Source organism: Desertivibrio insolitus (genome assembly GCF_017355965.1).
Lineage (GTDB): Bacteria > Actinomycetota > Actinomycetes > Actinomycetales > Microbacteriaceae > JAFIQW01.
Window position 1 is genome coordinate 37803 of the sequence record NZ_JAFIQW010000001.1, and the last position, 25381, is coordinate 63183.

At 73.2% G+C, this 25381-nt stretch carries 26 protein-coding genes and 1 pseudogene; 14 read left to right on the forward strand and 13 right to left on the reverse strand.

The features are described 5' to 3' along the window. The first annotated feature begins 59 nt into the window (after positions 1-59). The 7 genes and pseudogenes from JUB10_RS00180 to JUB10_RS00210 all read left to right on the forward strand — a co-directional run bounded on the left by JUB10_RS00180 (position 60) and on the right by JUB10_RS00210 (position 6404). The gene (locus tag JUB10_RS00180; RefSeq protein WP_207453150.1) at positions 60-740 is read left to right on the forward strand and encodes a hypothetical protein; all 681 of its coding nucleotides are present in this window, start codon (positions 60-62) and stop codon (positions 738-740) included. A gap of 57 nt (positions 741-797) precedes the next feature. Continuing rightward, positions 798-1484, forward strand: coding sequence for a hypothetical protein (locus JUB10_RS00185; protein ID WP_207453152.1), 687 nt, complete (start codon positions 798-800; stop codon positions 1482-1484). 28 nt (positions 1485-1512) lie between these two features. Then, positions 1513-2559 (forward strand): DUF418 domain-containing protein, encoded by a 1047-nt coding sequence (locus JUB10_RS00190; protein ID WP_207453154.1) that lies wholly within the window; start codon positions 1513-1515, stop codon positions 2557-2559. A 73-nt stretch (positions 2560-2632) separates the two neighbouring features. Next, positions 2633-3283, forward strand: a pseudogene (locus JUB10_RS00195) (NADPH-dependent F420 reductase); the annotation flags it as partial. Positions 3284-3297: 14 nt separating this feature from the next. After that, on the forward strand, positions 3298-4113 hold the full coding sequence (locus tag JUB10_RS00200) for an arginase family protein (RefSeq protein WP_207453157.1): 816 nt from the start codon (positions 3298-3300) through the stop codon (positions 4111-4113). 76 nt (positions 4114-4189) lie between these two features. After that, positions 4190-4972 (forward strand): crotonase/enoyl-CoA hydratase family protein, encoded by a 783-nt coding sequence (locus tag JUB10_RS00205; RefSeq protein ID WP_207453159.1) that lies wholly within the window; start codon positions 4190-4192, stop codon positions 4970-4972. A 10-nt stretch (positions 4973-4982) separates the two neighbouring features. Beyond that, complete coding sequence (locus tag JUB10_RS00210; RefSeq protein WP_207453161.1) at positions 4983-6404, forward strand: dihydrolipoyl dehydrogenase family protein; 1422 nt, start codon at positions 4983-4985, stop codon at positions 6402-6404. On the opposite strand, the gene JUB10_RS00215 is transcribed toward JUB10_RS00210, so the two are convergent. Then, positions 6373-7626 (reverse strand): glycosyltransferase, encoded by a 1254-nt coding sequence (locus tag JUB10_RS00215; protein WP_207453163.1) that lies wholly within the window; start codon positions 7624-7626, stop codon positions 6373-6375. The two genes, JUB10_RS00210 and JUB10_RS00215, sit on opposite strands and share 32 nt — an antisense overlap. Before the next feature lie 172 nt (positions 7627-7798). Here JUB10_RS00215 and JUB10_RS00220 point away from each other — a divergent pair, with 172 nt between their 5' ends. Together JUB10_RS00220 and JUB10_RS00225 are read left to right on the forward strand one after the other, a co-directional pair. After that, positions 7799-8095, forward strand: coding sequence for a Fe-S oxidoreductase (locus JUB10_RS00220; protein WP_242682039.1), 297 nt, complete (start codon positions 7799-7801; stop codon positions 8093-8095). Continuing rightward, positions 8092-8916 carry an SDR family NAD(P)-dependent oxidoreductase gene (locus JUB10_RS00225; RefSeq protein WP_207453165.1) on the forward strand — a complete coding sequence of 275 codons (825 nt, stop codon included), beginning with the start codon at positions 8092-8094 and terminating at the stop codon, positions 8914-8916. Before JUB10_RS00220 ends, JUB10_RS00225 begins: the two co-directional genes overlap by 4 nt. 59 nt (positions 8917-8975) lie before the next feature. Here the strand turns inward: JUB10_RS00225 and JUB10_RS00230 are convergent, their stop codons facing one another. Genes JUB10_RS00230 through JUB10_RS00250 form a run of 5 tightly spaced genes read right to left on the reverse strand, consistent with a single transcriptional unit; the run spans position 8976 to position 13913 of the window. Beyond that, the gene (locus JUB10_RS00230) at positions 8976-9986 is read right to left on the reverse strand and encodes an iron-siderophore ABC transporter substrate-binding protein (RefSeq protein ID WP_207453168.1); all 1011 of its coding nucleotides are present in this window, start codon (positions 9984-9986) and stop codon (positions 8976-8978) included. Between the two features lie 40 nt (positions 9987-10026). Beyond that, positions 10027-10827 carry an ABC transporter ATP-binding protein gene (locus JUB10_RS00235; RefSeq protein ID WP_207453170.1) on the reverse strand — a complete coding sequence of 267 codons (801 nt, stop codon included), beginning with the start codon at positions 10825-10827 and terminating at the stop codon, positions 10027-10029. Further along, complete coding sequence (locus JUB10_RS00240; RefSeq protein ID WP_307859021.1) at positions 10824-11897, reverse strand: FecCD family ABC transporter permease; 1074 nt, start codon at positions 11895-11897, stop codon at positions 10824-10826. The genes JUB10_RS00235 and JUB10_RS00240 overlap by 4 nt, the downstream gene beginning before the upstream one ends. Continuing rightward, entirely contained in the window at positions 11894-12961 is a 1068-nt protein-coding gene (locus JUB10_RS00245) for an iron chelate uptake ABC transporter family permease subunit (RefSeq protein ID WP_207453172.1), read from the reverse strand. The genes JUB10_RS00240 and JUB10_RS00245 overlap by 4 nt, the downstream gene beginning before the upstream one ends. 4 nt (positions 12962-12965) lie before the next feature. Then, positions 12966-13913 (reverse strand): siderophore-interacting protein, encoded by a 948-nt coding sequence (locus tag JUB10_RS00250; protein WP_207453174.1) that lies wholly within the window; start codon positions 13911-13913, stop codon positions 12966-12968. 174 nt (positions 13914-14087) lie between these two features. Between JUB10_RS00250 and JUB10_RS00255 the strand changes: the two genes are divergently transcribed. Next, complete coding sequence (locus JUB10_RS00255; RefSeq protein ID WP_207453176.1) at positions 14088-14999, forward strand: EamA family transporter; 912 nt, start codon at positions 14088-14090, stop codon at positions 14997-14999. 20 nt (positions 15000-15019) lie between these two features. Here the strand turns inward: JUB10_RS00255 and JUB10_RS00260 are convergent, their stop codons facing one another. From JUB10_RS00260 to JUB10_RS00290, 7 genes are read right to left on the reverse strand one after another with little or no spacing between them, the layout of a single operon-like run. Then, entirely contained in the window at positions 15020-16447 is a 1428-nt protein-coding gene (locus JUB10_RS00260; protein ID WP_207453178.1) for an amidase, read from the reverse strand. Between the two features lie 3 nt (positions 16448-16450). Further along, positions 16451-17029 (reverse strand): GNAT family N-acetyltransferase, encoded by a 579-nt coding sequence (locus JUB10_RS00265; protein WP_207453180.1) that lies wholly within the window; start codon positions 17027-17029, stop codon positions 16451-16453. A 39-nt stretch (positions 17030-17068) separates the two neighbouring features. Next, on the reverse strand, positions 17069-17746 hold the full coding sequence (locus tag JUB10_RS00270) for a uracil-DNA glycosylase (protein ID WP_207453182.1): 678 nt from the start codon (positions 17744-17746) through the stop codon (positions 17069-17071). Then, the gene (locus tag JUB10_RS00275) at positions 17743-18468 is read right to left on the reverse strand and encodes a Type 1 glutamine amidotransferase-like domain-containing protein (RefSeq protein ID WP_207453184.1); all 726 of its coding nucleotides are present in this window, start codon (positions 18466-18468) and stop codon (positions 17743-17745) included. Before JUB10_RS00275 ends, JUB10_RS00270 begins: the two co-directional genes overlap by 4 nt. After that, positions 18465-18974, reverse strand: a complete 510-nt coding sequence (locus JUB10_RS00280) for a phosphoribosyltransferase (RefSeq protein ID WP_307859022.1) — start codon at positions 18972-18974, stop codon at positions 18465-18467. Before JUB10_RS00280 ends, JUB10_RS00275 begins: the two co-directional genes overlap by 4 nt. Positions 18975-19018: 44 nt before the next feature. Continuing rightward, positions 19019-19642, reverse strand: coding sequence for a pentapeptide repeat-containing protein (locus JUB10_RS00285; RefSeq protein ID WP_207453186.1), 624 nt, complete (start codon positions 19640-19642; stop codon positions 19019-19021). A 14-nt stretch (positions 19643-19656) separates the two neighbouring features. Continuing rightward, complete coding sequence (locus JUB10_RS00290) at positions 19657-20445, reverse strand: SDR family oxidoreductase (protein WP_207454346.1); 789 nt, start codon at positions 20443-20445, stop codon at positions 19657-19659. 81 nt (positions 20446-20526) lie between these two features. Between JUB10_RS00290 and JUB10_RS00295 the strand changes: the two genes are divergently transcribed. The 4 genes from JUB10_RS00295 (at position 20527) to JUB10_RS00310 (ending at position 25265) form a co-directional block, all read left to right on the forward strand. Next, the gene (locus tag JUB10_RS00295) at positions 20527-21600 is read left to right on the forward strand and encodes an acyltransferase family protein (RefSeq protein WP_207453188.1); all 1074 of its coding nucleotides are present in this window, start codon (positions 20527-20529) and stop codon (positions 21598-21600) included. A 189-nt stretch (positions 21601-21789) separates the two neighbouring features. Continuing rightward, on the forward strand, positions 21790-23154 hold the full coding sequence (locus tag JUB10_RS00300) for a bifunctional o-acetylhomoserine/o-acetylserine sulfhydrylase (protein WP_278250291.1): 1365 nt from the start codon (positions 21790-21792) through the stop codon (positions 23152-23154). 124 nt (positions 23155-23278) lie between these two features. Then, entirely contained in the window at positions 23279-24481 is a 1203-nt protein-coding gene (metX, locus tag JUB10_RS00305) for a homoserine O-acetyltransferase MetX (RefSeq protein WP_207453192.1), read from the forward strand. A 76-nt stretch (positions 24482-24557) separates the two neighbouring features. Continuing rightward, a complete protein-coding gene (locus tag JUB10_RS00310) occupies positions 24558-25265 on the forward strand; it encodes a sigma factor-like helix-turn-helix DNA-binding protein (RefSeq protein WP_207453194.1) in 708 nt (235 codons plus the stop codon). Positions 25266-25381 lie beyond the last annotated feature (116 nt).

The following is a 25381-nucleotide window of genomic DNA, read 5'->3' on the forward strand; positions in this document are numbered from 1 at the left end:
GACCTCCCGCTGCGACCATTTGCGCCACGAGCAGGAGTCGCGACGAGGAGGTCGGAGCGGTGGCACGGATCGTCGGCGCTGTCGCGGCGCTCCTCGTCGCCCTCGTGGTCGGCGCGGGGCTGCTGCGAGCCGACGATCCGCCGCCGCTCGACCCGGCGTCGGCGACCGTCAAGGCCGTCGATCCATTCCTGCGCGAGCACGTGCTGCTGACCCTCGGGCCGTGGCCGGAGGCCCACGACCGCGACCCGATCGCGCTCGAGCGGCTGCGCATCGGCGCGGCGAACGAGCGGTGGGCGCAGTTGAAGCTCGTGTGGCCCGACGCCGAGCGTCCGGACTACGAGTTCGCCGGCTACCTCGAGCCCGACGCGCTGTACGAGGCGATTCACGAGTGCCTCGTCGAGGCGGGCGTGCGCTCGGAGTTCTCGCACAGCGGCGGCATCCGCTGGGAGATCGGGACGCAGGAGGATGCGGTCGCGATCTACGTGTGCAGCACGAAGTACGAGCGGGAGCCGGTCACCCGGCTGAGCGACGCCCAGGTCGCGTACCTCTACGACTACGCGACGCAGTTCGAGGCGCGCTGCCTGGAGGGGCTCGGCATCGCGGTGCCACCGCCGCCCCCGAAGGCGGAGTTCGTGGCGGAGTGGCCGTCGCCGCGCTGGAACGCCCGCGCCGCGCTCGCCGTGACGAGCCAGGCGTTCGCGGAACACGTGCGCGAGGTCTGCCCGCCGCTCGAGCCCTGACGGCGCGCCCTCGATGTTCTCCTCGCACCCGCCCGACGGGCGCTACTGTCGCGACCCGTGGGGAATCGCGTCGCGGTCGCTGCTCTCGCGCTCTGCGCGGTGCTGGCCTCGGCGGGCTGCGCCCTGTTCGACGACCCGCGGCTCGTGGACGACTCGGGGCAGGGCGGTCAGGGCTTCGCCGACCGCTTCGAGCGCGAGCGGGTCGAGCTCGTGCTCGGTCCGCGGCCGCCCGATGAGCCGCTGACCGACGAGGAGCGCGAGCGCCACCGGATCGCCGAGGCCGACATGCGCTGGATGGAGGTCGTCGCGTCGTTTCCCGATGCGGTCAGGCCGCAGGACCCGTTCGAGGCGTACGTACCGCCCGGAAGCGACATCATGCAGGTCATGTACGAGTGCTTCATCGCATCGGGCATCGACGCGGAACTGCATCCGGGCGGAGGGCTGAGCTGGGCGACCCCGTCCGTCGACGCCGCCGTGTCGGTGTGGACCTGCGAGGCGCGTCATCCGATCGAACCGTTCCTCGAGCTCTCCGAGCGGCAACGCGGCTACCAGTACGACTACCAGGTGTGGATGCAGGCGCCCTGCGTACGCGCGACCGGTCACGACGTGCCGGACGCGCCCTCTCGTGAGGAGTACCTGGCAGCCTGGCCGAACGTGAGTTGGGATCCGCTCTATTCGGGCCCGATGGCATCCTCCGAGTACGAACGGGTGCACGACTTGTGTCCCCCGCTGACCTGGCACTGATCGCACCGCGGCGCTCTACGCTGAGCCGATGACGACCGCTCGCCGCATCGACGGACTCGACGCCGCTCGCGGACTCGCGGTGCTCGGCATGTTCGTCGCGCACACGGTGCCCGTGCCGCTCGACGTCGACACCGTGGCCGACGGGCGCTCGTCGATCCTGTTCGCGACGATCGCGGGCGTCTCGCTCGGGCTGATCAGCGGTGGAGCGACGGGCGCGGAGGGCGGTCGCGGCGGAATCAGGCTCGCCGTCGGCATCCGCGGCATCGTGCTCGTACTACTGGGCTTCATGCTCGCGACGCTCGGCAGTCTCGTCTCGATCATCCTCGACGAGTACGGGCTGATGTACCTGCTCCTGCTGCCCGTGCTCTTCGCGCCGCGCTGGGTGCTCGTGCCGCTCGCGCTGTTCTTCGCCGTCGCCGGTCCCGTCATCGTCGGGCTGCTGCCCGAGGCTCGCGACGTCGGCACGGCGGTCGTCGACATGTGGTTCGGCCCGGATGCCACCTATCCCGTGCCGCTCTGGATCGCCTACCTGCTCGCGGGCCTGACGGTCGCCCGCAGCGACCTCGCCCGCACCCGCACGCAACTCGTCACGGTCGCGGCGGGCGTCGTCGGCATGGTCATCGGCTACGGCGTGCTGCCCGCGACGGGCGCCGACGTCGAGGCGCACTCGGACACGACGGCGGAGGCCTTCGGGTCGGGCGGCCTCGCGCTCGTCGTCATCGGCGTGCTCGCGTTCCTGCTCGCCGGGGAACGGGGCGCCGTCGGGCGCGCGCTGCGCACCGTCCTGTCGCCCCTCACCGCGGTCGGGGCGATGCCGCTCACGATCTACACCGCGCAGATCCTCGTGCTCGCCCTGCTGGCGGGCCTCGCGCGCGAGGCCGGTGTTCCCTACGGGCGCGGCGACTACCCCCTCGCGCTGCTGCTGTCGCTCACGATCGGCTCGCTCGTCTTCGCCTGGACCTGGCGACGCTTCCTCGGCCGCGGCCCGCTCGAGTCGATGATCCGGCTGATCGCGGACCCGCTGAGGACCACGGCTCCCGACGAGCGGGTCGACGACCGGCAGAACGCCCGCTGAGCCCGCAGCGGATGGTCGCCGCCGGGTAGCCGAATGAACATCGGCTGAACGCGGGAAGAGAACCGGCCGCCGGTCAGTTGAGCCCCGCATGACCACTATCGGCATCATCGGCGCAGGAAACATCGGCAGCCAGCTCGCCCGCCTCGGCGTGCAGCACGGCTATGACATCGTGATCGCGAACTCGCGCGGCCCGGAGACGCTGCAGGGGCTCGTCTCCGAGCTCGGCGAGCGCGCGAAGGCGGGCACCCCGCAGGAGGCGGCCGAGGCCGCCGACATCGCCGTCGTCACGATCCCCCTCGGCAGGTACGAGGAGGTCCCCGTCCTTCCCCTCGAGGGCAAGGTCGTCATCGACACCATGAACTACTACCCGTCGCGCGACGGGCAGATCGCGGCGCTCGACGACAAGCGCGACACGACGAGCGGTCTCCTGCAGAAGCACCTGCAGGGCGCCAAGGTCGTGAAGGCCGTCAACCACATCGGCGCCCCCGACCTCACGACCGACGGCAAGCCCTCGGGCGAGCCCGGCCGCCGCGCGCTCATCGTCGCCGGCGATGACGCCGATGCCAAGGCCACCGTCGCGGCGCTGCTCGACGAGTTCGGCTTCGACGCCGTCGACATCGGCGGCATCGACGAGTCGTGGCGCATCGAGAACGGCACGCCCGCTTACGGAGTTCCGCACGACGCCGAGGGCCTCCGCGCCGCGGTCGCGCAGGCGAGCCGCTAGACCATACTGATCGGGTGCCAACCTTCGTCGTCGCGCCGCAGTGGCAGGGCTCGGGCTCGTCCCGGGCGATGAGACTCCTCGACGGCGCCGCCGCGATCGCGGGCGACCTACCGCAGGCCTCGACCGTCACGGTCGACGTGCCCCTCGAGGCGGGCGACGACGAGGGCACCCTCGTGCGGCGGGTGAGCTCGATCGCGCTCGTGCGCGACCGGCTCACCCGCACCCTCGCCGAGGTCGACGGCCCGGCGATCGTCATCGGCGGCGACTGCGGCGTCGAGCTCGGCGCGATCCCCCGGGCGCTCGACCGCGAGGACGCCGCCGTCGTCTGGCTCGACGCGCACGCCGACCTCAACACCCCCGAGTCGAGCCCCTCACGCGCCTTCCACGGCATGGTGCTGCGCACGCTGCTCGGCGACGGCGTCCCGGCGCTCGTGCCCTCTCCCCCGCTCGCGCCCTCCCGCCTCGTGCTCGCGGGCACCCGGGCGACGGATGCCGCCGAGAGCGAGTTCCTCGCCGCGAGCGGCGTGCGGGTCCTCCCGCCCGAGGCGCTCGACCCCGATGCGCTCGTCGAGGCGGTGGCGGCGACCGGCGCGTCATCCGTCTACCTGCACATCGATCTCGACGTGCTCGACCCGGCGGAGTTCGCCGGGATCGGGTTCCCCGAGCCGTTCGGCCTCACGGTCGCCGGCCTCGTGGGGCTCATCCGCGCCTTGCGGGAGCGCTTCGGCTTCGCGGGTGCGGGGCTGTGCGAGTTCGCCCCGTCCTCCCCCGCCGCGGCCGAGGACGACCTCGCGTCGATCCTCCGCATCGTCGGCGCCCTCGCCCGCTGACCCCCGCGGCTGACCTACTCGGTAGCTGAGGAAGCCTCTCGCCCGTCCGTTGGAGTGCGGGCCTAGGCTTTCGGGCGTGACGGAACGGATCAAGGTCGACCGGGACTCGCACGTGCTGACGATCGGTCTCGACCGGCCCGAGAAACGCAACGCCGTCGACTTCGGGATGCTGCAGCGGCTCGCGGCCGCGTACGGCGAGCTCGACCGCGACCCGCAGCTGCGGGCGGGCGTCGTCTACGCCACCGGCGACCACTTCACCGCGGGGCTCGACCTCGCCGACGTCGTGCCGCACATCACGAGGGACGGGCTCGACTTCGTGCCGGAGGGCGGCATCGACCCGTGGCAGGTGTCGGGCCGGCACGTGTCGAAGCCCGTCGTGCTCGCCACGCAGGGGCTCTGCTACACCCTCGGTGTCGAACTCGCGCTCGCGAGCGACATCGTCGTCGCCGCCGACTCGACCCGCTTCGCGCAGCTGGAGGTCGCCCGCGGCATCCTGCCCTTCGGCGGCGGCACGATCCGGCTCCCCCGCGCGGCGGGCTGGGGCGACGCGATGCGCTGGCTGCTGACCGGCGACGAGTTCGACGCGCACGAGGCGCACCGGATCGGGCTCGTGCAGGAGGTCGTGCCGCACGGGCGGCAGCTCGAGCGCGCGCTGGAGCTCGCACACCGCATCGCCGCGCAGGCGCCCCTCGCGGTGCAGGCGACCCTCGCGAGCGCCCGGCTGGCGGTGCGGGAGGGCGACGCGGCCGCCGAGGCCGCTCTGCCGACCGAACTGGCGCGGCTCATGGGCACGAACGACGTGAAGGTGGGCCTCGAGGCCTTCCGCACGAGGACCACCGCCGAGTTCACCGGAAGCTGAGGAGCGAGTCATGGCCGGAACCGAGTACGACGTCATCGTCATCGGAGCGGGCCCCGTCGGCGAGAACCTCGCCGACCGGGCCGTCAAGGGCGGGCTCAGCGCCGTGCTCGTCGAGAGCGAGCTCGTCGGCGGCGAGTGCTCCTACTGGGCGTGCATGCCCTCGAAGGCGCTCCTGCGCAGCGGAGCGGCGCTCCGCGCGGCGCGGGGCGTCGGCGGCGCCCGCGAGGCGGTGACCGGCGGTCTCGATGTCGCCGAGGTGTTCCGCCGGCGCGACGGCTTCGTGAGCGACTACGACGACGCGAGCCAGGTCGAGTGGGTGGAGGGCGCGGGCATCGACCTCGTCCGCGGCCACGGGCGGCTGACCGGGGTGAAGACGGTCTCGGTCGAGGGCGCCGACGGCTCGACGACGGAATTCACGGCGCGGCACGCGGTCGTCGTGGCGACGGGCTCGGACGCGACGGTGCCCGACATTCCCGGCCTCCGCGACGCGCGACCCTGGACCTCGCGCGAGGCGACCGGCGCGAAGGCCGCGCCGCGCCGCCTCGCGATCATCGGCGGCGGTGTCGTCGGCTGCGAGATGGCCACCGCCTACGCGAGCTTCGGCACCGAGGTGACCCTGATCTCCCGCGGCCGGCTGCTCACCGGGCAGGAGGACTTCGCCGCGGAGCTCGTGCAGGGCTCGCTCGAGAAGCTCGGCGCCCGGGTGCTCACCGGCACCTCTCCGCAGCGGGTCGACCGCGCCGCATCCGGCACCGTCACGCTGACCCTCGACGACGGCGAGACGATCGAGGCCGACGAGGTGCTCGTCGCGGCCGGGCGCGGCCCGCGCACCGTCGATCTCGGCGTCGACACGGTGGGCCTCACCCCGGGCGAGTGGCTCGAGGTCGACGACACCCTCCTCGTCACGGGCACCGACTGGCTCTACGGCGTCGGCGACGTCAACCACCGGGCGCTGCTGACGCACCAGGGCAAGTACCAGGCGCGCGCCGCCGGCGACGTCATCGTCGCGCGGGCGAAGGGCCAGGCCGTGCAGGACGCCCCGTGGGGAGCGCACGTCGCGACCGCCGACCTGGAGTCGGTGCCGCAGGTCACCTTCACCGACCCGGAGGTCGCCTCCGTCGGGCTGACCGCGGCCGCGGCGGAGAAGAAGGGCTACGACATCCGCATCGTCGACTACGACATCTCCTACGTCGCGGGCGCCTCGCTGTACGCCGACGGCTACGAGGGCAAGGCGCGCATGGTCGTCGACGAGCAGCGGAAGGTGCTGCTCGGTGCGACGTTCGTCGGGCCGGATGTCGCCGAGCTGCTGCACTCGGCGACGATCGCCGTGACGGCCGAGGTGCCGATCGACCGGCTCTGGCACGCGGTGCCGTCGTACCCGACGACGAGCGAGATCTGGCTCAGACTTCTCGAGACCTACGGGCGGCCGTGAGCGCCTCGTAGACCGCGAGCAGTCCCGTCGCGCTCGCCGCCCAGGTGCGCGCCTCGGCGTGGCCGCGCGCGGCGACGCTCAGCGCGTCGAGGCGCGGACGGTCCTCGAGCAGCAGACGGGCGGCATCCGCCCAGTCCCCGACGTCGCGGTCGTCGAGCAGCACGCCGCTGACGCCGTCGGCGACGCTGTCGGCGAGACCCGCGACGTTCTGCGCGAGCACGGGCGTGCCGCTCGCCGCCGACTCCAGGGCGACCAGCCCGAACGACTCCGAGTGGCTCGGCACGATCGTCAGGTCGGCAAGCGCGAGGAGGTCGGCGGTGTCGACCCGGTCGAGCGCGCCCGTGATGTGCACGGCGTCGGCGACGCCGAGGTGCGCGGCGAGCGCGACGAGGTCGGCGTGGAAGGCCTCGTCGCCGGGGGTCGTCTCGCCCGCGATGACGAGCACGGGCTGCGCACTCGAGCGGTGCCGCACCTCGGCGAGCACGCGGATCGCGAAGTCCTGCCCCTTCAGCGGCTGCAGCCGGCCGACGACCGCGAGCACGGGCGCCTCGGCCGGCAGGCCGAGACGTTCGCGCAGTGCGCGCCCGCGGGTGACGAGCCCGGGGGTGAACGCGTCGACGTCGACGCCCGGCGGGATCACCCACGTCTTCTCCGGCGGCGCGTGCAGGACGTCGAGGATGACGCCGACCTCGGCGCTGCCGGCTGCGACGAGCGCGTCGGCCTGCCCGGCGAGGAAGGCCTCGGCGCGGGCGCGGCCCTCGGACTCGGGCTGCGCCCCCGCGGCATCCGCCCGCGTCTTCATCGCGGCGAGGGTGTGGAAGCTCTGCACGAAGGGCAGCCCCAGCTCGATCGCGACAGGCAGGGTCGCGAGGCCGGAGAGCCAGTAGTGCGCGTGCAGCAGGTCGTAGCGGGGCGCCGTGCGCCCGGTGACCTCGGCGACGGCCTCGCCGAACGCGTCGGCGACGTCGACGAGCCGGTTCTTCGGCAGCGCCGCGGCCGGGCCGGCGGCGAGCTCGAGCAGTCGCACGCCCGGCGCGAGGTCGCGCTCGCGCGGTGGCCCGACGGCCCTGGTGAGCAGGTCGACCTCGACGCCGCGCTCCGCGAGCGCGCGGGCGGTCTCGACGATCGCGACGTTCATCCCGCCCGCGTCACCGGTGCCCGGCTGATCGCCAGGCGAGGTGTGCAGGCTGATCATCGCGAGCCTGCTGACGCCCTGCGACATGAGTCAACACTAAGCGGGCCGCTGCTAGAACGGAGGCATGCCCGACGCGCGCCGCCCGCCGTACCAGCTGCTCGCGATAGGGCTCGTGACCGTGGGCCGGCTCGTTCCCGGCGTGCGCGAGGTCGTGCGGCACCCTGCCGTGACCCGCGCCGGCTTCGCCCTCGCGACGGCGATGGGCCTCGCGATCGGGCTGCCGCTGAGCGTCGGCCGGGTGCGCCGCGTCGGTGATCTCATCGTGTGCCGCGGGCTGCCGAACTGGGCGTTCGGGCGCGGCGGCACCACCGTCGGCCGGGTGTACCTCACCCGGTCGAACACCGGCCGCCGGGTGCTCCAGCACGAGGCCGTGCACGTCGAGCAGTGGCGCGAGTGGGGCTTCGCCCTGCCGCTGCTGTACTGGGCGGCCGGACCGAACCCGCACACGAACCGCTTCGAAATAGAGGCGGGACTCGAGAAGGGCGGCTACCGATGAGCACCGACGGCGTCATCGTGCTGACCGGGGCGTCGAGCGGCATCGGCGCGGTCGCCGCCCGCGAGCTCGCCGCGCTCGGCCGCCGCGTGGTCGTCGTCGGCCGCAACCCCGAACGCACCCGCGCCGTCGCCGCCGAGGTGTCGGGCGACGCCCTGCTCGCCGACTACGACCGGCTCGACGACGTGCGCGGCCTCGCGGCGACGATCCTCGAGCGCTACGACCGCATCGGCGTGCTGCTCAACAACGCCGGCGGCCTCGTGCCGCAGCGCGCGCTCACCGAGGACGGGTTCGAGCGGACGATCCAGCACAACCACCTCGCGCCGTTCCTGCTCACGGGTCTGCTGCTCCCCCGCCTCGAGCAGTCGGGCGGCCGTGTCATCGGCACCGCGAGCATCGCCAACCGCTTCGGCTGGCTGCGGCTCGATGACCTCGACTGGCAGCGCCACCCGTGGCTCGGCGGCTGGCCGGCCTACGGCACGTCGAAGCTCGCGACGGTGCTCTTCATGCGCGAGCTCGCCCGCCGGATGCCTCGGGTCGAGGCCTTTTCCGTGCATCCCGGCTTCGTGCGCACGTCGTTCGGCACCGGGTCCCGCGCCATGGCCGTGATGGCGACCCTGACCCGGGGCGGCTACGGCATCTCGGCCGAGGCGGGTGCGGCGCCGCTCGTCGCGCTCGCGTCGACGGAGCGCCCGCCCGCGGCATCCGGGACCTACTTCGACATGCTGCGTCCGAACGGGCGCGTCGCCCCGCAGGCGCACGACGCCGCGCTCGCCCGCGATCTCTGGATCGAGAGCGCGAGCAGGGTCGGCCTGCCCTACTGAACTCGGAACGCGAAAGGGCCCGGTCCGTCCCGGACCGGGCCCCTCGCGGCTTGCTACGTCTACGCGCCGGCGGCGACCGCTGCCTGCAGCTGCGGCACGAGCTGCTCGAGCACGACCGGGAAGCTCAGCACGCTCGCGGCGCCGTACGCGCCGGCCAGCTCGCTCGCCGGATCGATGAACACCGCGCGGCCGTCCTGCACGGCGGGCAGGCTCTGGATGAGCGGGTCGGCCTGCGTCTGCTCGACCGTGAAGCCGATCGGGTAGACCACGACGACGTCGGCCTCGAGCTGCTCGACCTGCTCGGCCGAGGCGTTCGCGAAGAAGCCGGCGGACTCGAGCGTCGAGACGCCCTCCGCGGCCTCGAAGCCGAGGTCGGCGAGGATGTCGAAGCGACCGTCGCCCGGCAGATACGCGCCGTACGCGTCGCCGAACTTAGTGGCGGCGGTGGCGGTGAGGCCCTCGAACTCTGGGTTCGCCTCGGCGGCCGCGTCGATCTGCGCCTGGGTGTCGGCGATGAGGGCGTCGCCCTCGTCGGCGAGGCCGAGCGCCTGCGACACGGTCTGCATCTGCACGTCCCACTCGGTCGCGAACGCGGCCGTGCCCTCGGGCGCGTAGACGGTCGGGGCGATCTCGCTCAGCGCGTCGAACTCCTGCTCGTCGTTGCCGCTGCGGGTGTTCAGGATGACGTCGGGCTCGAGCACCGCGATCTGCTCGTAGTTGAGCGCCTCCTCGCCCCGCTCGATGAGCTCGGGCGCCTCGGTGAAGAGATCGGCGGCCCACGGGCCGACGCCGTTGTTCTCGGCGCCGAAGCCCTGCCAGTCGAACACCGCGACGGGCTGCACGCCGAGGGCGAGCGCCATCTCGGCATCCGACCAGCCCAGGGCCACGACGCGCAGCTCGTCGTCGGGCTCGGGGATCTCGACCTCGCCGAACATCGTGTCGACGGTCGCGAGCAGATCGGCGGGCTGCTGCGCCGCCGAGGTGTCGTTCGACGGCGCGCACGCCGCGAGGCCGAGCACGGTCGCCGCCGCCGCGGTCACGGCGAGCGGAAGACGGAGGGTGGAAAGCATGCTGTGTCTCCTAGAAGTAGGTAAGGCAACCCTAACCCAATCAGTGCACGCCGACCATGGGGATCACGAGCGGGGTGTGCGACTCGGGGTCGTCGATGATGCGGCAGCGCAGGCCGAACACCTCGAGCACGAGCTCGGCGGTGACGATGTCGGACGGTGCGCCCTGGGCGACGATCCGCGCGTCCTTCATCACCACGAGGTGCGTCGCGTAGCGGGCGGCCTGGTTGAGGTCGTGCAGCACCGCGACGAGCGTGCGCCCGGCATCCGTGCGGAGGCGGGAGAAGAGGTCGAGCAGCTCGACCTGGTGCGTGATGTCGAGGAACGTCGTGGGCTCGTCGAGCAGCAGCAGCGGGGTGCGCTGCGCGAGGGCCATCGCCACCCACACGCGCTGCCGCTGACCGCCCGAGAGCTCGTCGACGGGGCGCTGCGCGAGCTCCGCCGTGCCGGTGGCCGCCATGGCCTCGGTCACGGCGGCCTCGTCCTCCCGCGACCACTGCCGCAGCAGCTTCTGGTGCGGGTAGCGTCCGCGCGACACGAGGTCGACGACCGTGATGCCGTCGGGGGCGATGCTCGACTGCGGCAGCAGGCCCACCCGGCGGGCGACCTCCTTGACGCCGTACGAGCGGATGTCGCGGCCGTCGAGCAGCACCGCTCCCGAGGCCGGCGGCAGCAGGCGCGCGAGCGAGCGCAGCAGCGTCGACTTGCCGCAGGCGTTCGGCCCGACGATGACGGTGAACGAGCCGACCGGGATCTCGAGGTCGAGGCCGTCGACGACGATGCGGTCGTCGTAGCCGACGCGGATGCCGCGGGCGGCGAGCTCGGGGGTCGGTCCGGTCGTCACGTCATCCTCCGCCGCGCCTCGCGGGCGAGCAGCCCGAGCAGGTAGACGCCGCCGAGGCAGAGCGTCACGAGCCCGACGGGCAGCTGGGCGGGGGCCAGCAGCCGCTGTGCGAGCACGTCGGCGCCGAGCACGAGCAGGGCGCCGGTGCACGCGGCGGGCAGGAGCGCGACACCGGGCGCCCGACTGAGCCAGCGGCCGATCTGCGGTGCCGCGAGCGCGACGAACGCGACCGGCCCGACCGCGGCGGTGACGACGGCGACGAGCAGCACCGCGACGACGACGAGCGCGAGCCGGTTCGCCTCCGTCCGCACGCCGAGGGCCCGGGCGGCGTCGTCGCCGAGCTCGAGCATCTTCAGCGGACGGCTCAGCAGGGCGAGCGCGGGCAGCAGCACGGCGAGGGCGATCACGACGGGCGCGACGACGGGCCAGCGCACCTCGTTGAAGGAGCCGGCCGACCAGCTGGCCGCGGCGAAGGCGAGCTCGAGGTCGGCGCGGAGGATGAGCCACGCGTTGAGCGACTCGAGCATCGCGGTGACGGCGATGCCGACGACGATGAGCCGGTAGCCCTGCACCCCGCGCCGCCAGGCGATCAGGTACACGATCGCGGCCGACACGAGCCCGCCGAGCACGGCGCCGACGGCGGTGCCGGCGTAGTTCGCGCCGAGCACGATGATCGCGATCAGCGCCCCCGTGTACGAGCCGGTCGTGAAGCCGATGACGTCGGGGCTGCCGAGCGGATTGCGCGTGAGCGACTGGAACACCGCGCCCGAGAGCCCGAGGGCCGCGCCGACGATCGCGGCGAGCACGATCCGCGGCATCCGCCATTCGAGCACGATGCGGCGCACCGCCTCGCTCGTCTCGGCGCCGGTGAAGGCGCCGACGATCTGCGGCACCGTGATCGGGAACTCCCCGAACGTGATCGCGACGGTGCCGAGCACGAGCGTCGCGGCGACGAGGAGGCCGCAGACGAGCGCGCTTCGGCGATCCCAACGCAGGCTGACCCCGCGCCCGAGGCGCACGACGCCCATGCGGCGCGGCAGGGCGAGCCGACGCTCGGCGGCGGCGGTCACAGCGCCTTCGCCTTGCCGGCGCGCACGAGCGCGATGAGCACGGGGGCACCGAGGAAGGAGCTCACGACGCCGACGGGCATCTCGCTCGCGACGACGAAGCGCCCGGCGACGTCGGCGGCGAGCATGACCGTCGGGGCGAGCACGAGCGTGAAGGGCATGATCCAGCGCTGATCGGGCCCGACAATCGCGCGGGCGAGATACGGCGCCAGCAGCCCGAGGAACGCGATCGGCCCGGCCGCGGCGGTCGCCGCCCCGCAGAGCAGCGTGATGCCGAGCACTCCCCCGGCCCGGGTGAGCCCCACCCGGGCGCCGAGGGAGACGGCGAGGTCGTCGCCCAGCGAGAGCGCATTGAGCGCGCGCGGCAGGGCGAGCGCGAGCAGCGCGCCGACCACGAGGAAGGGCAGCACGCCGGCCACGACGTCCCAGCCGCGGTTCTGCAGCGACCCCGACTGCCAGAACCGGATCTTGTCGAAGATGTCGGGGTTCAGCAGGGTGAACGAGTACGCGATGCCGCTCAGCACGGCGTTGAGCGCGACGCCCGCGAGCACGAGCCGCACGGGCGTCGCGCCGGCGCGGCCGCGGGAGCCGATGGCGTACACGACGACGGCCGCGAGCGCGGCACCGAGGAAGGACCACCAGACGTAGGCGCGGATGTCGGCGGCGCCGGCGGTCGCGATCGCGACGACGATCGCGAGGAACGCCCCCGCGTTGACGCCGAGCAGCCCGGGCTCGGCGAGCGGGTTGCGCGTGACGGCCTGCATGAGCGCCCCGCCGAGCCCGAGGGCGACGCCGACCGCGATCCCGAGCACCGTGCGGGGCAACCGGAACTCCCTGATCAACACGGTGGTCGTGTCGTTGCCGCCGACCGTGAGCGCGCGCCACACCTCGGCGAGCGGGATGCCGCCGGAGCCGAGGGCGACGGATGCCACGACCGCGGCCGCGAGCGGCACGACGAGCAGGGCCAGCAGGCCGAGCCGCGACCGCGCGGTGGCGGCGACGCCCGCGGGCCGGGTCGCGTCCTCCGCCGTCGTCGCCGTGCGGACGCTGTCGAGCGTGCCGGTCACGGCGTCAGTTCTCGGCCGCGCCGACGCGCCAGTAGCCCATGAAGGCGACGTCGGCGCGATGCATGCCGAGCTCCCGCACGAGGAAGCGACGCAGGCTCTTCACCGCGCCCGCCTCGCCGGCGATCCAGGCGTAGAGGTCGTGGGTCTCGGTGTCGGGCACGTTCGGCACGTCCCAGAGCACGCGCTCCTCGGCATCCGCGTCGGCGAGGTCCTCCTCGGCGCCGGCCGAGGGGACCATCTCGATCGCCCAGGCGCGCACGGCGCGGTCGAGGGCGGCGCCGTGGCCGAGGCCGGGGCGGCTCTCGCGCGGCAGCCAGGTCACGGTGACGCCCTCGGGGGCGTCGACCGGCTGCACGTCGCCGCGGGCGGGCACCTCGAGGAAGGCCTGACCGGTGCAGTCGCGCGGCATGGCCTCGAGGATCGAGCAGATGGCGGGCACGGCGGTCTCGTCACCGGCGAGCAGCACACGCTGGGCGGCGCCCGGGTCCCACTCGATGCCGGAGAGACGACCCTCGCTGGCCCGCACGAGGGTGCGGGCGTCGGCGCCGACCATGATCAGCTCGTCGCCCGGCTGAGCGGCGAGCGCCCAGCGCGAGGCGGGACCGGTCGCGCCGTGCAGGGCGAAGTCGATGTCGACCTCGGCCGCCGACTCGCGGTGCGCGCGAACGGTGTAGGTGCGGAGCACCGGACGCACCGCCTCTGGCAGTGCGCGCCAGGCGCCGTACCAGTCGTCGGTGTCGAGGGGGAACGCCGGGATCGAGTCCGCGCAGGTCGGGAAGGCGAGCTTCACGCGCTGGTCGAGGCCGCCGGAGTAGAAGTTCGAGAGCGTCGACCCGGTGAGGGTCACGCGGAGGAAGGACTCGCCCACCCGCTCGGTGCGCACCACCCGCACCAGGAACGGGCCGTACGCCGCGCGCACGACCCGGGACGTCGAGACCGGAGCCGGGTTCATCGCGGCCAGTATAGGCATGCCTTACCTAAGAGCGCTCGGGTCGCGCAGCCGCTCTTCGGGAGCACACCGTCGCCCGCAACGATGGGATCCGCGTGCGGCTCCCGGCCGCGGATGCGTGATTGGCCCGCTCCCCCGCGAGGTCGCGTGGGCCTGTTTCTGCCACGCTGTGCGGTAATGTCCCGTCGCGATACCGCCCTCGCCCTCGTCGTCGTGCTGCTCTGGGGCGCGAACTTCGTCGTCATCGACGTCGGGCTCGCGGAGGTGCCGCCGCTGCTCTTCCTCGCGATGCGCTTCGTGCTCGTGGCGCTGCCCGCCGTCTTCCTCGTGCCGCGTCCGTCCGCCGACTGGCGGCTCGTGCTCGGCATCGGCGCGTTCCTCAGCCTGGGCCAGTTCTCGCTGCTGTACGCGGCGCTCGCGGCCGGGATGCCCGCGGGGCTCGCCTCCCTCGTGCTGCAGGTGCAGGTGCTGTTCACCGCCGTGATCTCCGCCCTCGCGCTGCGGGAGCGGCCGACGCCGCGGCAGTTCGCCGGCATCGCGCTCGGGCTCGCGGGCCTCGGCGTCGTGATCGCCGGGCAGGCGCAGGCGGTGCCGCTGCTGCCGGTCGTGCTGACGCTCGGCGCCGCGCTGTCGTGGGCGACCGGCAACGTGCTCGCCCGCCGCGCGAAGGTCGCCTCCGGCCTGTCGCTCGTGGTGTGGTCGGCCCTCGTCGTGCCGCTGCCGGCGCTCGCGCTGTCGCTCGTGTTCGAGGGCCCTGCCGAGATCGGCGCCGCGATCGCGGGCTTCGGCTGGCCTGCGCTGCTGTCGACGCTCTACACCGTGATCGCGGCGTCGCTCGTGGGCTACGGCATCTGGAACGGGCTGCTCTCGCGGCATCCGTCGAGCGCGGTCGTGCCGTTCGCGCTGCTCGTACCGGTCGTCGGCCTGCTCACGGCGTGGGTCGCGCAGGGCGAGGTGCCGCCGGTGACGACGCTCGTCGGCGGCGCGGTCATGGTGCTCGGGCTCGCGGTGATCACGGTGCGGTGGGGTCGACGCGCGGCGGCGCCCGTTCCGCGAAGCGCGGCGGCCTCCCCCTCAGCCGTCGAATAGCGCGGCGCTGCCTGCGCGGCTCACCACTGCGGCGGGTGGCGGCGGTGCCACTGCAGGCGCCGCTCGAGCTGGGCGCCGATCGCGAGCAGCGTCGCCTCGCCGCCCGGGCGCCCGACGAGCTGCACGCCCATCGGCAGCCCCTCCGGCGTGACGTGCACGGGCAGGCTGATCGCGGGCAGGCCTGTCACGTTCACGAAGCTCGTGTACGGCGTGTACTGCACCTGCTGCGCGAAGTTGCGCTCGCCGTCCTCGGCGTCGTACCAGCCGACCGGCCGCGGGGTCAGCGCGAGCGCCGGGGTCAGCACGGCGTCGAACGGCGCGAACCGCGCGACGATGTCGCGCTCGAAGGCGGCGAGCTGCGCGAGCGCCTCGACGAGCTGTCGCACGGGCAGTTCGCGACCGCGCCGCACGAGCCACGCGGTCAGCGGCTCGAGCCGGTCGACGTCGTCGCCCTCGACGGGCAGCGCCGAGGCGCCCGCCTGCCAGATCGTGCGGAAGGCCGGGGCGTACACGTCCTGCTCCGGCAGGGCGAACTCCTCCAGCCCATGCCCGACCGCGGTGAGCTCCGCGATCGCGACCTCGAGCGCCGCGGATGCCTCGGGGTCGAGCGTGATCTCGTACGCGTTGTCCCACGGCGACGTCGTCATGACCGCGATCGAGAACCGCCCCTCGCCGCGCACGGCGGGACCGAGCAGCGACTCCTCGAGGTCGGGGGCGCGCAGCGTGAACGGGCGCGGCACCCTTCCGTGCGCGTCGCGCTGCAGCATCCCCTCGAGGAGCAGGGCCGCGTCGGAGACGGTGCGCGCGAGCGGCCCGGGCACCGGCAGGCCGGCGAGCTTGTCGATCGCGCTGCCGGCGGCGAGCGTGCCGCGGGAGGGCTTGAGCCCGACGAGCCCGGTCGCGGCGGCGGGGATGCGGACGCTGCCGCCGCCGTCGGAGCCCGGGGCGAAGGGCAGCAGGCCCGCCGCGACGGCGGTCGCCGCGCCGCCGCTCGAGCCGCCGGCACCGAGCGTCGTGTCGTAGGGGTTCCGCGCCGGTCCCGCCACCCGGTTCTCGGTGTAGGCGGGCATGCCGAACTCGGGGGTGTTGGTCTTGCCGAGGCTGATTGCGCCGGCGGCGTCGCGAACGGCGACGACCTCGTCGGAGACATCCGGCACGAAGTCCTGGAAGAGCCGGGAGCCGAAGGTGGTGCGCACGCCGGCGCGCCGCTCGAGGTCCTTGTCGCCGAGCGCGAGGCCGAACAGCGGCGCGCTCGTCCGCACCTGCGCGGCGAGCGTGCGGGCGCGGTGCCTGGCGGCGTCGGCGGTCACGGTGACGAACGCGCCGAGGCCGGGGTCGAGGCGCTCGATGCGGGCGAGGTAGTGGTCGACGAGCTCGGCGGCGGTGACGTCACCGCGGCGGATCCAGTCCCACTGCTCCAGCGCGGTGAGGTGATGCAGTTCGAACATCGGCTACTTGAGGCTCTTCTGCATCAGCACCGTGCCGAGCCACCGGCCGAACTTGAAGCCGACCTTGCCCATGTGGCCGATCTGCTTGAAGCCGTACGCCTCGTGCAGGCGGATCGACGCGTCGGCGCCCTGGTCGGCGATCACGGCGATCATCTCCTTGATGCCCGCGGCCTTCGCCCGGGCCATGAGCTCGCCGAGCAGCACCTTGCCGAGACCCTTGCCGGTGGAGGCGGGCAGCAGGTAGATCGAGTTCTCGACGGTGAAGCGGTAAGCGGCCTTCTCCCGCCACGGGTAGACGTAGGCGTAGCCGTGCAGGTGGCCGGTCGGCGACACCGCGACGATGAACGGGAAGCCCAGCTTGCGCACCCGCTCGTACTTCTGGCGGAGTTCCCGCAGCGTCAGCGCGTCCTCGTCGAACGTCACCGTCGAGTTCGCGACGTACAGGTTGTAGATGTCGAGCAGGTAGGGCAGGTCCTCGGGCCTCGCGTCGCGGATCTCGTACGCGAACTCGGGCTCGGGCGGGGCCGGCGGGCGCAGATGCCGCGGCAGTCGCCGGCGCTCCTGGTACTCCTCCTCGAGCATCAGCCCTCTTCCGTCCCCATGGCCCCTGTCCCCATCCGTTCAGGCTATCGACCAGTCGATGCCGCGCGCTCCCTGCGCCTCGAGCAGGGCGTTGGCGCGGCTGAACGGCTTGGACCCGAAGAAGCCGTTGCGGGCGGAGAGCGGGCTCGGGTGCACGGATGCCACGACCGGCACGTCGCCGAGCAGCGGGCGCAGCGTGCCGGCGTCCCTCCCCCACAGGATCGCGACGAGCGGGCCGCCGCGGGCGACGAGCGCACGGATCGCGTGCTCCGTCACCCGCTCCCAGCCCTTGCCGCGGTGGGAGCCCGGCTCGCCGGGGCGCACCGTGAGCACGCGGTTGAGCAGCAGCACGCCGGCATCCGTCCAGCTGGTGAGGTCGCCGTGCGGCGGCGGCCTGATGCCGAGGTCGTCCTGCAGCTCGCGGTAGATGTTCCCGAGGCTGCGCGGGACCGGGCGCACGTCGCGGTCGACGGCGAACGACAGCCCGATCGGATGCCCCGGCGTCGGATAGGGGTCCTGACCGACGATGAGCACCCGCACGTCGGCGAGCGGCGCCTCGAAGGCGCGGAGCACGCGCGGTCCAGCGGGCAGGTACGGCCGCCCGGCGGCGACCTCCTCGCGCAGGAAGTCGCCGATGCGGTGGATGTCGGCCTCGACGGGAGCGAGCGCCTCGGCCCAGCCGGGGTCGACGAGCTCCGCGAGCGGTGCGGGGGTCACGCGCCGAGCGTGGACACCTGCACGGCGTCGTCGCCCTCGGTGATGCGCCAGACACTGCCGGTGCCCTCGACCCGCAGCACGCCCTCACCGACGATCAGCACGGTGTTCTCATCGATCGCGACGCCGCCCTCGACGAGGCCGGCCTCGGTCGCGGCGATGAGCCGGCCGAGGGTGCCCCACTGCGCGGCGTGCACGTCGATAGCGAGATCGACGAGCGCGAGGCCCTCCGCGACGGTGACCTCGTCGAGGTCCTCTCCCGCGTTCTCGTGCACGACGGGGATGCCGCCGATGCGCCAGCCACCGATGACCGCGCGGTCCGCGGCGATCGCGGCACCCGCCGAGAAGCCGAGGTAGGGCAGCCCGTCGCTCACGAGCAGCCGGATCTCGCCGGCGATCGGCGACACGGCCTCGAGGTAGGCGGGGGTGAGGCCGCCGGCGACGAGCACGCCGTCGATCTCGCTGAGCACGACGGAGGTGAACTTCTGGCCCTCGTCGATTGTGTGGAAGACGGGCTCCGCGCGTCCCGCAGCGGCGAGCGCGGCCCTCAGCTTCTGCGTCACGGCGACGGCGCCGTCGGCGTCCTCCGCGACGAGCAGCACCGAGATGCGCGGCAGCCGCCGCCCGGCGCGGAGCGCGCGCTCGGCGGCCTCGTCGACGAAGCCGCGGTAGATCAGTCCGGGGTCGGGCGCGTCCCAGCCGCCGCCCGCGAGGTGAACGCTCATGCGTGCTCCGTCACCGGGGGCATCGCGCTCCAGGGGAAGACGATCCAGTGCGGCGTCTGCTTCCACACGAAGTCGGGCTCGAGCACCGTGCCGGGCTTGCTGTAGAGGCACACCGACCGCACGTCGGCGCCGATCTTGCGCAGCAGGTCGACCGAGAGGGCGAGGGTGCGTCCGGAGTCGGAGACGTCGTCGACGAGCAGCACGCGCTTGCCGACGAGGGCCGACTCGTCGAGCAGGGGCGGCAGGATGACGGGCTCCGGCAGGCGCTCGTCGACACCGGTGTAGAACTCGATGTTGAGGGCGCCGCAGTTCTTCGCGCCGAGCGCGTAGGCGATCGCGCCGCCGGGCACGAGCCCGCCGCGGGCGATCGCGACGACGATGTCGACCTCGAAGCCGCTCGCGGCGATGTCGCCCGCGAGGTGCCGTGCGGCCTCCCCGAACTCGAGCCAGCCGAGCACCTCTCTCTCGGGGACTGTCTCGGTCACGCTCGTCTCATGGGAAGTCACCCGGAGAGGCTAGCGCCTGCCGCCGCGAGCCTCGACCCGGGCGTTCAGTCGGCGACGGCGATGCCGGCGGCCTCCGCGAGGCGCTCGGCGAGCTGCACGGCCTGGGCGCCGGAGACCGTCGCCCCGCGGAGCGCGTCGACGCCCTCGAGCCCGTCGAAGGCGAGCCCGCGCAGGTCGGTGTCGTTGAACAGCGCGTGCCGCACGTCGAGCTCCGCGGCGCGGCAGCCCTCGAAGGCGACGCGCTGGCAGGTCGCCGCGGGCAGGTCGAGCGTCTCGAACTCGCAGTCGACGAACGCGACGTCGACGAGGGCCGCCTGCGCGAGCGTGAGGTAGCCGATCCGCAGGCCCTCGAAGCGGATGCCGTCGAGCGTCGCCCCGGTGAGGTCGAGCGAGCCGAGGCGCCCGCCCTCGAGGTGCACCCGCGACCAGCGCGCGCCCGCCGACTGCCACGCCCCGACGCCGAGGCGCCTGCCCGCGACATCCGTCAGTCTCGCCTCGCGTGTCTCGAGCGAGGCGAGCACGCTGCCCGACAGCTCGACCTCGCGAAGGGTCGAGCGGGTGAGCACGGGCTCGTCGGTCGGGAAGGTCAGCCGCACGCCCTCGAAGTCGTCGCCCGTCGCGAAGCGGTCGGCCTCGTACTCGGGCAGCTCCCCGAGCTCGACCTGCACGCGCCGCGGCGGCTTCACGTCGGAACGCCGGTGCCGAAGATCTGACCGCGGGTGAGCTTGGTCGGCGACGCCTGCGCGACCGGCTTGATCGTCACGAGGTCGAGGTTGACGTGCCGGGGCAGCTCGATCGCGTGCACGATCGCCTCGGCCACGTCCTCCGCGACGAGCGGGCTGTCGACGTCGGCGTAGACCGCGTCGGCCTTCTCGCGGTCGCCGCCGAAGCGCACGAGCGAGAACTCCTCCGTGTGCACCATGCCGGGGGCGACCTCGAGCACGCGGATGGGCTCGCCGTTCAGCTCGAGCCGCAGCACGCCCATGAGCGCCCGCGCAGCGAACTTCGCGGCGTTGTAACCGGCACCGCCCTCGTAGGGCACGTAGCCCGCGATCGAGGTGACGGTGAGGATGTCGGCGACACCGCCGTCCTTCGCGCCGTCGCGCAGCAGCGGCAGCAGCGCGCTGATCACGCGCTTCACGCCGAGCACGTTGATGTCGTACATCCGGGCCCAGTCGTCGGTCGAGCTGGACTCGACGCTGCCGAGCCCGATCGCGCCGCCGGCGTTGTTGACGAGCGCGTGCAGCGGCCCCTCGGCGACGAGCCGCTCGCGCAGCGCCTCGACGTCGGCGTCGCTCGTCACGTCGGCGACGACGTAGCCGGCGCCGGTCTCCTCGGCGAGCGCCTGCAGCCGGTCCTTGCGCCGGGCGACGGCGACGACCTCCCAGCCCCTCGCGCGGAACAGGCGCACGGTGGCCGCCCCGATCCCCGAACTCGCTCCCGTGACGACGACGCGCTTGGCCAAACGGATGCCCCTCTCTCGACCGGCTGGGTGATGCCAAACTAGTGCCCTGGCCAGGAGACGAGGGCCAGGAAGCGGGGTGCGAGGGGTATGACGGGCTCCGCGGCATCCGTTCCCAAGGTGCGGGTGCCCCTCTGGGACAACGCCCGCTTCCTCGCGGTGACGCTCGTCGTGATCGGGCACGCCGTGCAGCGGCTCACCGCCGACAGCGATCACGCGCTGATCGTCTACCTCTTCATCTACGCGTTCCACATGCCCGCGTTCGCGATCATCAGCGGCTACTTCTCCAAGCCCGGCGCCCCCTCCTCCCCCCAGATGCGCCGGGTGATCACCGACATCCTGCTGCCGTACGTCATCTTCGAGACGATCTGGACCCTGGTGCAGTACCTCGTCGAGGGCAACGACACCTTCAACCCGACGCGGCCGTCGTGGACGCTCTGGTTCCTGCTCGCGCTCGGCATCTTCCGGCTCGTGCTGCCCTACCTCGCGCTGTTCCGCTTCCCGCTGCTGATCGCGATCGCGCTGAGCGTGGGCGTCGGCTACTTCGACAACGTCGACAGCACGTTCTCGCTGTCGCGCGCGATCGGGATCATGCCGTTCTTCGTGCTGGGCTGGAAGGTGCGCGAGTGGGGCCTCGTCGAGCGATGGCGCATCGTCGAGCAGCAGACGGTCGCCGTGCGCGCGGCCGCGATCGGCGTGTTCGTCGCCTGGCTCGGCGTCGTGGTCGCGTTCGTCGGCCAGTGGCGGGCGATCGACCTGCGGTTCTGGTTCTTCTACGACGACTCCTACCGCGGCCTCGGCGAGGACCAGTGGTACGCGGGCCTCGTGCGGCTGCTGCTCATCGGACTCGCCGTAATGCTGTGCGCCGCCTTCTTCGTGCTCGTGCCCCGGCACGAGCTGTGGATCACCGAGTTCGGCACCGCGACGATGTACGTCTACCTGCTGCACTCCTTCGTGCTCTACCCGCTGCGCGAGACCGGCGTGCTCGAGGGCGAGCACTCCTCGGCGGTGTGGCTCGTCAGCGTCGTCTTCGCGAGCGTCGCGATCGCTGTCGCGCTGTCGAGTCCGCTCGTGCGGCGCGTGTTCCGTCCGCTGGTCGAGCCGAAGCCGCGGTGGCTGCTCGTGCCGGAGGAGAAGGACGAGCGGATGCCGCGGGGCCGCTGAGCCCGGGTCATCCGCGTTCCCGCTGCCGACCCGGCTCGGCTGTCGCCGAACTGAGGTATCCGCGTGCCCGCGCCCTGCCGGCCGGCACAGATGCCGCCGCCCGTGACGCCGGATGACGCGCCGCTCCCCCGGCGTTACGCCGTGTGTCGGCGGTGCATTGCCCGCTCCCCGCGCCGCTCCTAGCCTCACCTGAGAGCCCCACAGACCCACGGACCGTCACGCAAGGAGCAGGACATGACCGACTGGAAGTTCGAGACCAAGCAGGTGCACTCGGGCGCCGCACCCGACCCGGTCACCGGGGCGCGCGCGACCCCGATCTACAAGACGACCTCGTACGTCTTCAACAGCGCCGACCACGCGAAGAACCTCTTCGCCCTCGCCGAGTTCGGCAACATCTACACCCGCATCCAGAACCCGACGCAGGCGGTCGTCGAGGACCGCCTCGCCGCGCTCGAGGGGGGCACCGCGGCGCTCCTGCTCGCGAGCGGCCAGGCGGCGGAGACCTACGCGATCCTCAACATCGCGAAGGCCGGCGACCACATCGTCTCGTCGTCGTCCATCTACGGCGGCACCTACAACCTCTTCAAGTACACGCTCGCCCGCCTCGGCATCGAGACGACGTTCGTCGAGAACCAGGACGACCTCGACGAGTGGCGCCGCGCGGTGCGCCCGAACACCAAGCTGTTCTTCGCCGAGACGATCGGCAACCCGAAGATCAACGTGCTCGACATCTCGGGCGTCGCCGAGGCCGCGCACGCCGCCGGCGTGCCGCTCGTCGTCGACAACACGATCGCGACCCCGTACCTCATCCGTCCGCTCGAGCACGGCGCCGACATCGTCGTGCACTCGGCGACGAAGTTCCTCGGCGGGCACGGCACCGTCGTCGCCGGCGCGATCGTCGACGGCGGCCGCTTCCCCTGGTCGCAGCACACCGACCGCTTCCCCGAGCTCACCGAGCCCGACCCGTCGTACCACGGCGTCAGCTACACCGGTGCGCTCGGCGACTCGATCGCGTACATCATCAAGGCCCGCGTGCAGCTGCTGCGCGACCTCGGCGCCGCGATCGCGCCCGACAGCGCGTTCTCGCTCATCCAGGGCATCGAGACCCTGAGCCTGCGCATCGAGCGTCACGTGCAGAACGCCCAGGAGATCGCGGAGTGGCTCGAGAACCACGACGACGTCGCGAGCGTCAACTACTCCGGCCTGCCGTCGAGCCCCTGGTATGCCGCCGCGAACAAGTACGCCCCGAAGGGCGTCGGCGCGGTGCTGAGCTTCGAGCTCAAGGGTGGCGTCTCGGCCGGCCGCGCGCTCGTCGACAACGTCGAGCTGTTCAGCCACCTCGCCAACATCGGTGACGTGCGCAGCCTGATCATCCACCCGGCGTCGACGACGCACTCGCAGCTCACCCCCGAGCAGCAGCTCACGACCGGCGTCACGCCCGGTCTCGTGCGCCTGTCGGTCGGCATCGAAAACGTCGACGACCTCAAGGCCGACCTGCAGCGCGGGCTCGACGCCGCCCGGCGCGCGGCTCCGTCCGCCGCCGCCTCGGCGTAACAATCGCCCGCCGGCCGGGCCGCGACGCGTAGCGTCCTCTTCTGGAGGCGCGGCGTCCGGCCCGGCCGGTCGCGTTTCCGGCGGCCGTCGTGGCCGCCACGGATCGACGACGCGGAGGGGGCGCATGGACTGGCAGACATCCGAGGACACGGTGCCGTCGAGCGTCATCACCGAGGCGAACCGCCGGCAGCTGCTCGGCAAGCCCCCGGCCACCGGAGCGTGGCGGGACGGCGACCCGGCGGGCGCGCGGCGCTTCGCCCACATCGGCGACGTGCCCCTCGAGGCCGGCGGGGTGCTGCCGAAGGTGCGCATCGCGTACGAGACGTGGGGCGAGCTCGCCCCCGACGGCGGCAACGCGGTGCTCGTGCTGCACGCGCTCACCGGTGACAGCCACGTCGTCGGCGCGGCCGGCCCCGGTCATCCGACCGCCGGCTGGTGGAGCGGCATCGTCGGGCCGGGCCTCGCCATCGACACCGAGAAGTTCTTCGTCGTCGCCCCGAACATGCTCGGCGGCTGCCAGGGATCGACCGGCCCCTCGAGCCTCGCCCCCGACGGCGTGGAGTGGGGCAGCCGCTTCCCCTTCCTCACGATCCGCGACCAGGTCGCCGCGCAGCTGCGCTTCGCCGACGCGATCGGGATCCGCCGCTTCGCCGCCGTCGTCGGCGGCTCGATGGGCGGCATGCACGCCCTGGAGTGGGCGATCACGGCGCCGGACCGGGTCGAGCGCCTCGCCGTGCTCGCCGCGCCCGCGATCTCGAGCGCCGATCAGATCGCGCTCAACTCCGTGCAGGTCGAGGCCGTGCGCGCCGACCCCGCCTTCGCGGGCGGCGACTACTACGACGCGCCCGACGGCGAGGGACCGCACCGCGGGCTCGCCCTCGCACGACGGATGGCGCTGCTGAACTACCGTTCGCCCTCCGAGCTCAACGAGCGCTTCGGGCGCTCGTGGCAGTCGGGCATCTCGCCCCTCGGCGGCGGCGGCGTCTACGCCGTCGAGAGCTACCTCGACTTCCACGGCAACAAGTTCCCGCGCCGCTTCGACGCGAACAGCTACATCCGGCTCGTCGAGGCGATGAGCTCGCACGACGTCGGCCGCGACCGTGGCGGGCTGGACGCCGCGCTCGCCCGCGTGACCGCCGAGTGCCTCGTCGTCGGCATCGACAGCGACCGGCTCTTCCCCGTGGAGGAGCAGGAGCGCCTGACGCGACTGCTGCCGCGCACGGTGCACGGCGATCACGCCCTCGTGATCGAGTCGGCGTACGGGCACGACGGGTTCCTCATCGAGGACGACCTCGTCTCCGCTGCGCTGAGGACGCTCCTTCCGTAAGTCGGTTGCGCATTCCGGACGGGCGGCCGGGATCAGGAGGCGACGACTCCTCAACTTGAGTACCGTCGGACGGGACATGACACTGCTCGAACGCAAGGAATCGGACGGCCTCACGTCGGCTCCCGATGCGCCGAGCACCGCGAGCACGACGATCCGGATCGCCATCGCCGACGCGCACCGGCTCCTCGTGGAGGGGCTCGTCGCGATCCTCGGGCAGCCCGGGACCGGCATCGACGTCGTGGCCACCGCGCCCGACTGGGACGGCCTGCTCGGGCATCCGAACCACCCCGCCGAGGTCGTCGTGCTCGATCACGACCTCGACGACGCGCTGACCGGTCCGGCCCGCGTGCGCGAGCTCGTCGCCGCCGGCGCCCACGTCGTCGTGCTCGGCCGCCGGCCCGACCCCGCCGCGATCCACGCCGTGCTGCGCGCCGGCGCCCTCGGCTTCGTGCCGAAGACGGATGCCTCGGAGACGCTGCTGCAGTCCATCCGCTCCGCCGCCGCGGGCGAGCTCTGGCTCGACCCCTCGCTGCAGGCGATGCTCGACGCCTACGACGTCAGCGGCGACCCCGGCCTCGGCGACCGCGAGCGCCGCGCCCTGCTGCTCTACGCCTCCGGCCGCACCCTCCGCGACGTCGCGGAGGCGATGGGTACGACCGAGGAGACGGTCAAGAGCTACATCAAGCGCGCCCGCCGCAAGTACCGGGCGATCGGCATCGACCTCGGCACCCGTGCGCTGCTGCGCCGCCACGCGGCGCGCGAGGGATGGATCCCGGGCGACTGAGCCCGCGTCCGGTCGGCGGAGCCCGCCACGGACCGGCCGCCGTCACCTGCGGAGCGCGGCTGTACGGCCGGCGCTAGTCCTTGGCGCTGCCCCTGTCATCCGGGAGCGCCTCGGTT

Excerpts from the sequence above, each read along its gene's own strand:
- JUB10_RS00260 (WP_207453178.1), bottom strand. The coding sequence starts at position 16,447 with ATGTTCGAACTGCATCACCTCACCGCGCTGGAGCAGTGGGACTGGATC.
- JUB10_RS00275 (WP_207453184.1), bottom strand. The coding sequence starts at position 18,468 with ATGAGCGTTCACCTCGCGGGCGGCGGCTGGGACGCGCCCGACCCCGGA.
- JUB10_RS00225 (WP_207453165.1), top strand. The coding sequence starts at position 8,092 with ATGAGCACCGACGGCGTCATCGTGCTGACCGGGGCGTCGAGCGGCATC.
- JUB10_RS00265 (WP_207453180.1), bottom strand. The coding sequence starts at position 17,029 with ATGCTCGAGGAGGAGTACCAGGAGCGCCGGCGACTGCCGCGGCATCTG.
- JUB10_RS00230 (WP_207453168.1), bottom strand. The coding sequence starts at position 9,986 with ATGCTTTCCACCCTCCGTCTTCCGCTCGCCGTGACCGCGGCGGCGGCG.
- JUB10_RS00210 (WP_207453161.1), top strand. The coding sequence starts at position 4,983 with ATGGCCGGAACCGAGTACGACGTCATCGTCATCGGAGCGGGCCCCGTC.
- JUB10_RS00250 (WP_207453174.1), bottom strand. The coding sequence starts at position 13,913 with ATGAACCCGGCTCCGGTCTCGACGTCCCGGGTCGTGCGCGCGGCGTAC.
- JUB10_RS00190 (WP_207453154.1), top strand. The coding sequence starts at position 1,513 with ATGACGACCGCTCGCCGCATCGACGGACTCGACGCCGCTCGCGGACTC.
- JUB10_RS00215 (WP_207453163.1), bottom strand. The coding sequence starts at position 7,626 with ATGTCGCAGGGCGTCAGCAGGCTCGCGATGATCAGCCTGCACACCTCG.
- metX (WP_207453192.1), top strand. The coding sequence starts at position 23,279 with ATGGACTGGCAGACATCCGAGGACACGGTGCCGTCGAGCGTCATCACC.
- JUB10_RS00295 (WP_207453188.1), top strand. The coding sequence starts at position 20,527 with ATGACGGGCTCCGCGGCATCCGTTCCCAAGGTGCGGGTGCCCCTCTGG.
- JUB10_RS00255 (WP_207453176.1), top strand. The coding sequence starts at position 14,088 with ATGTCCCGTCGCGATACCGCCCTCGCCCTCGTCGTCGTGCTGCTCTGG.
- JUB10_RS00220 (WP_242682039.1), top strand. The coding sequence starts at position 7,799 with ATGGGCCTCGCGATCGGGCTGCCGCTGAGCGTCGGCCGGGTGCGCCGC.
- JUB10_RS00310 (WP_207453194.1), top strand. The coding sequence starts at position 24,558 with ATGACACTGCTCGAACGCAAGGAATCGGACGGCCTCACGTCGGCTCCC.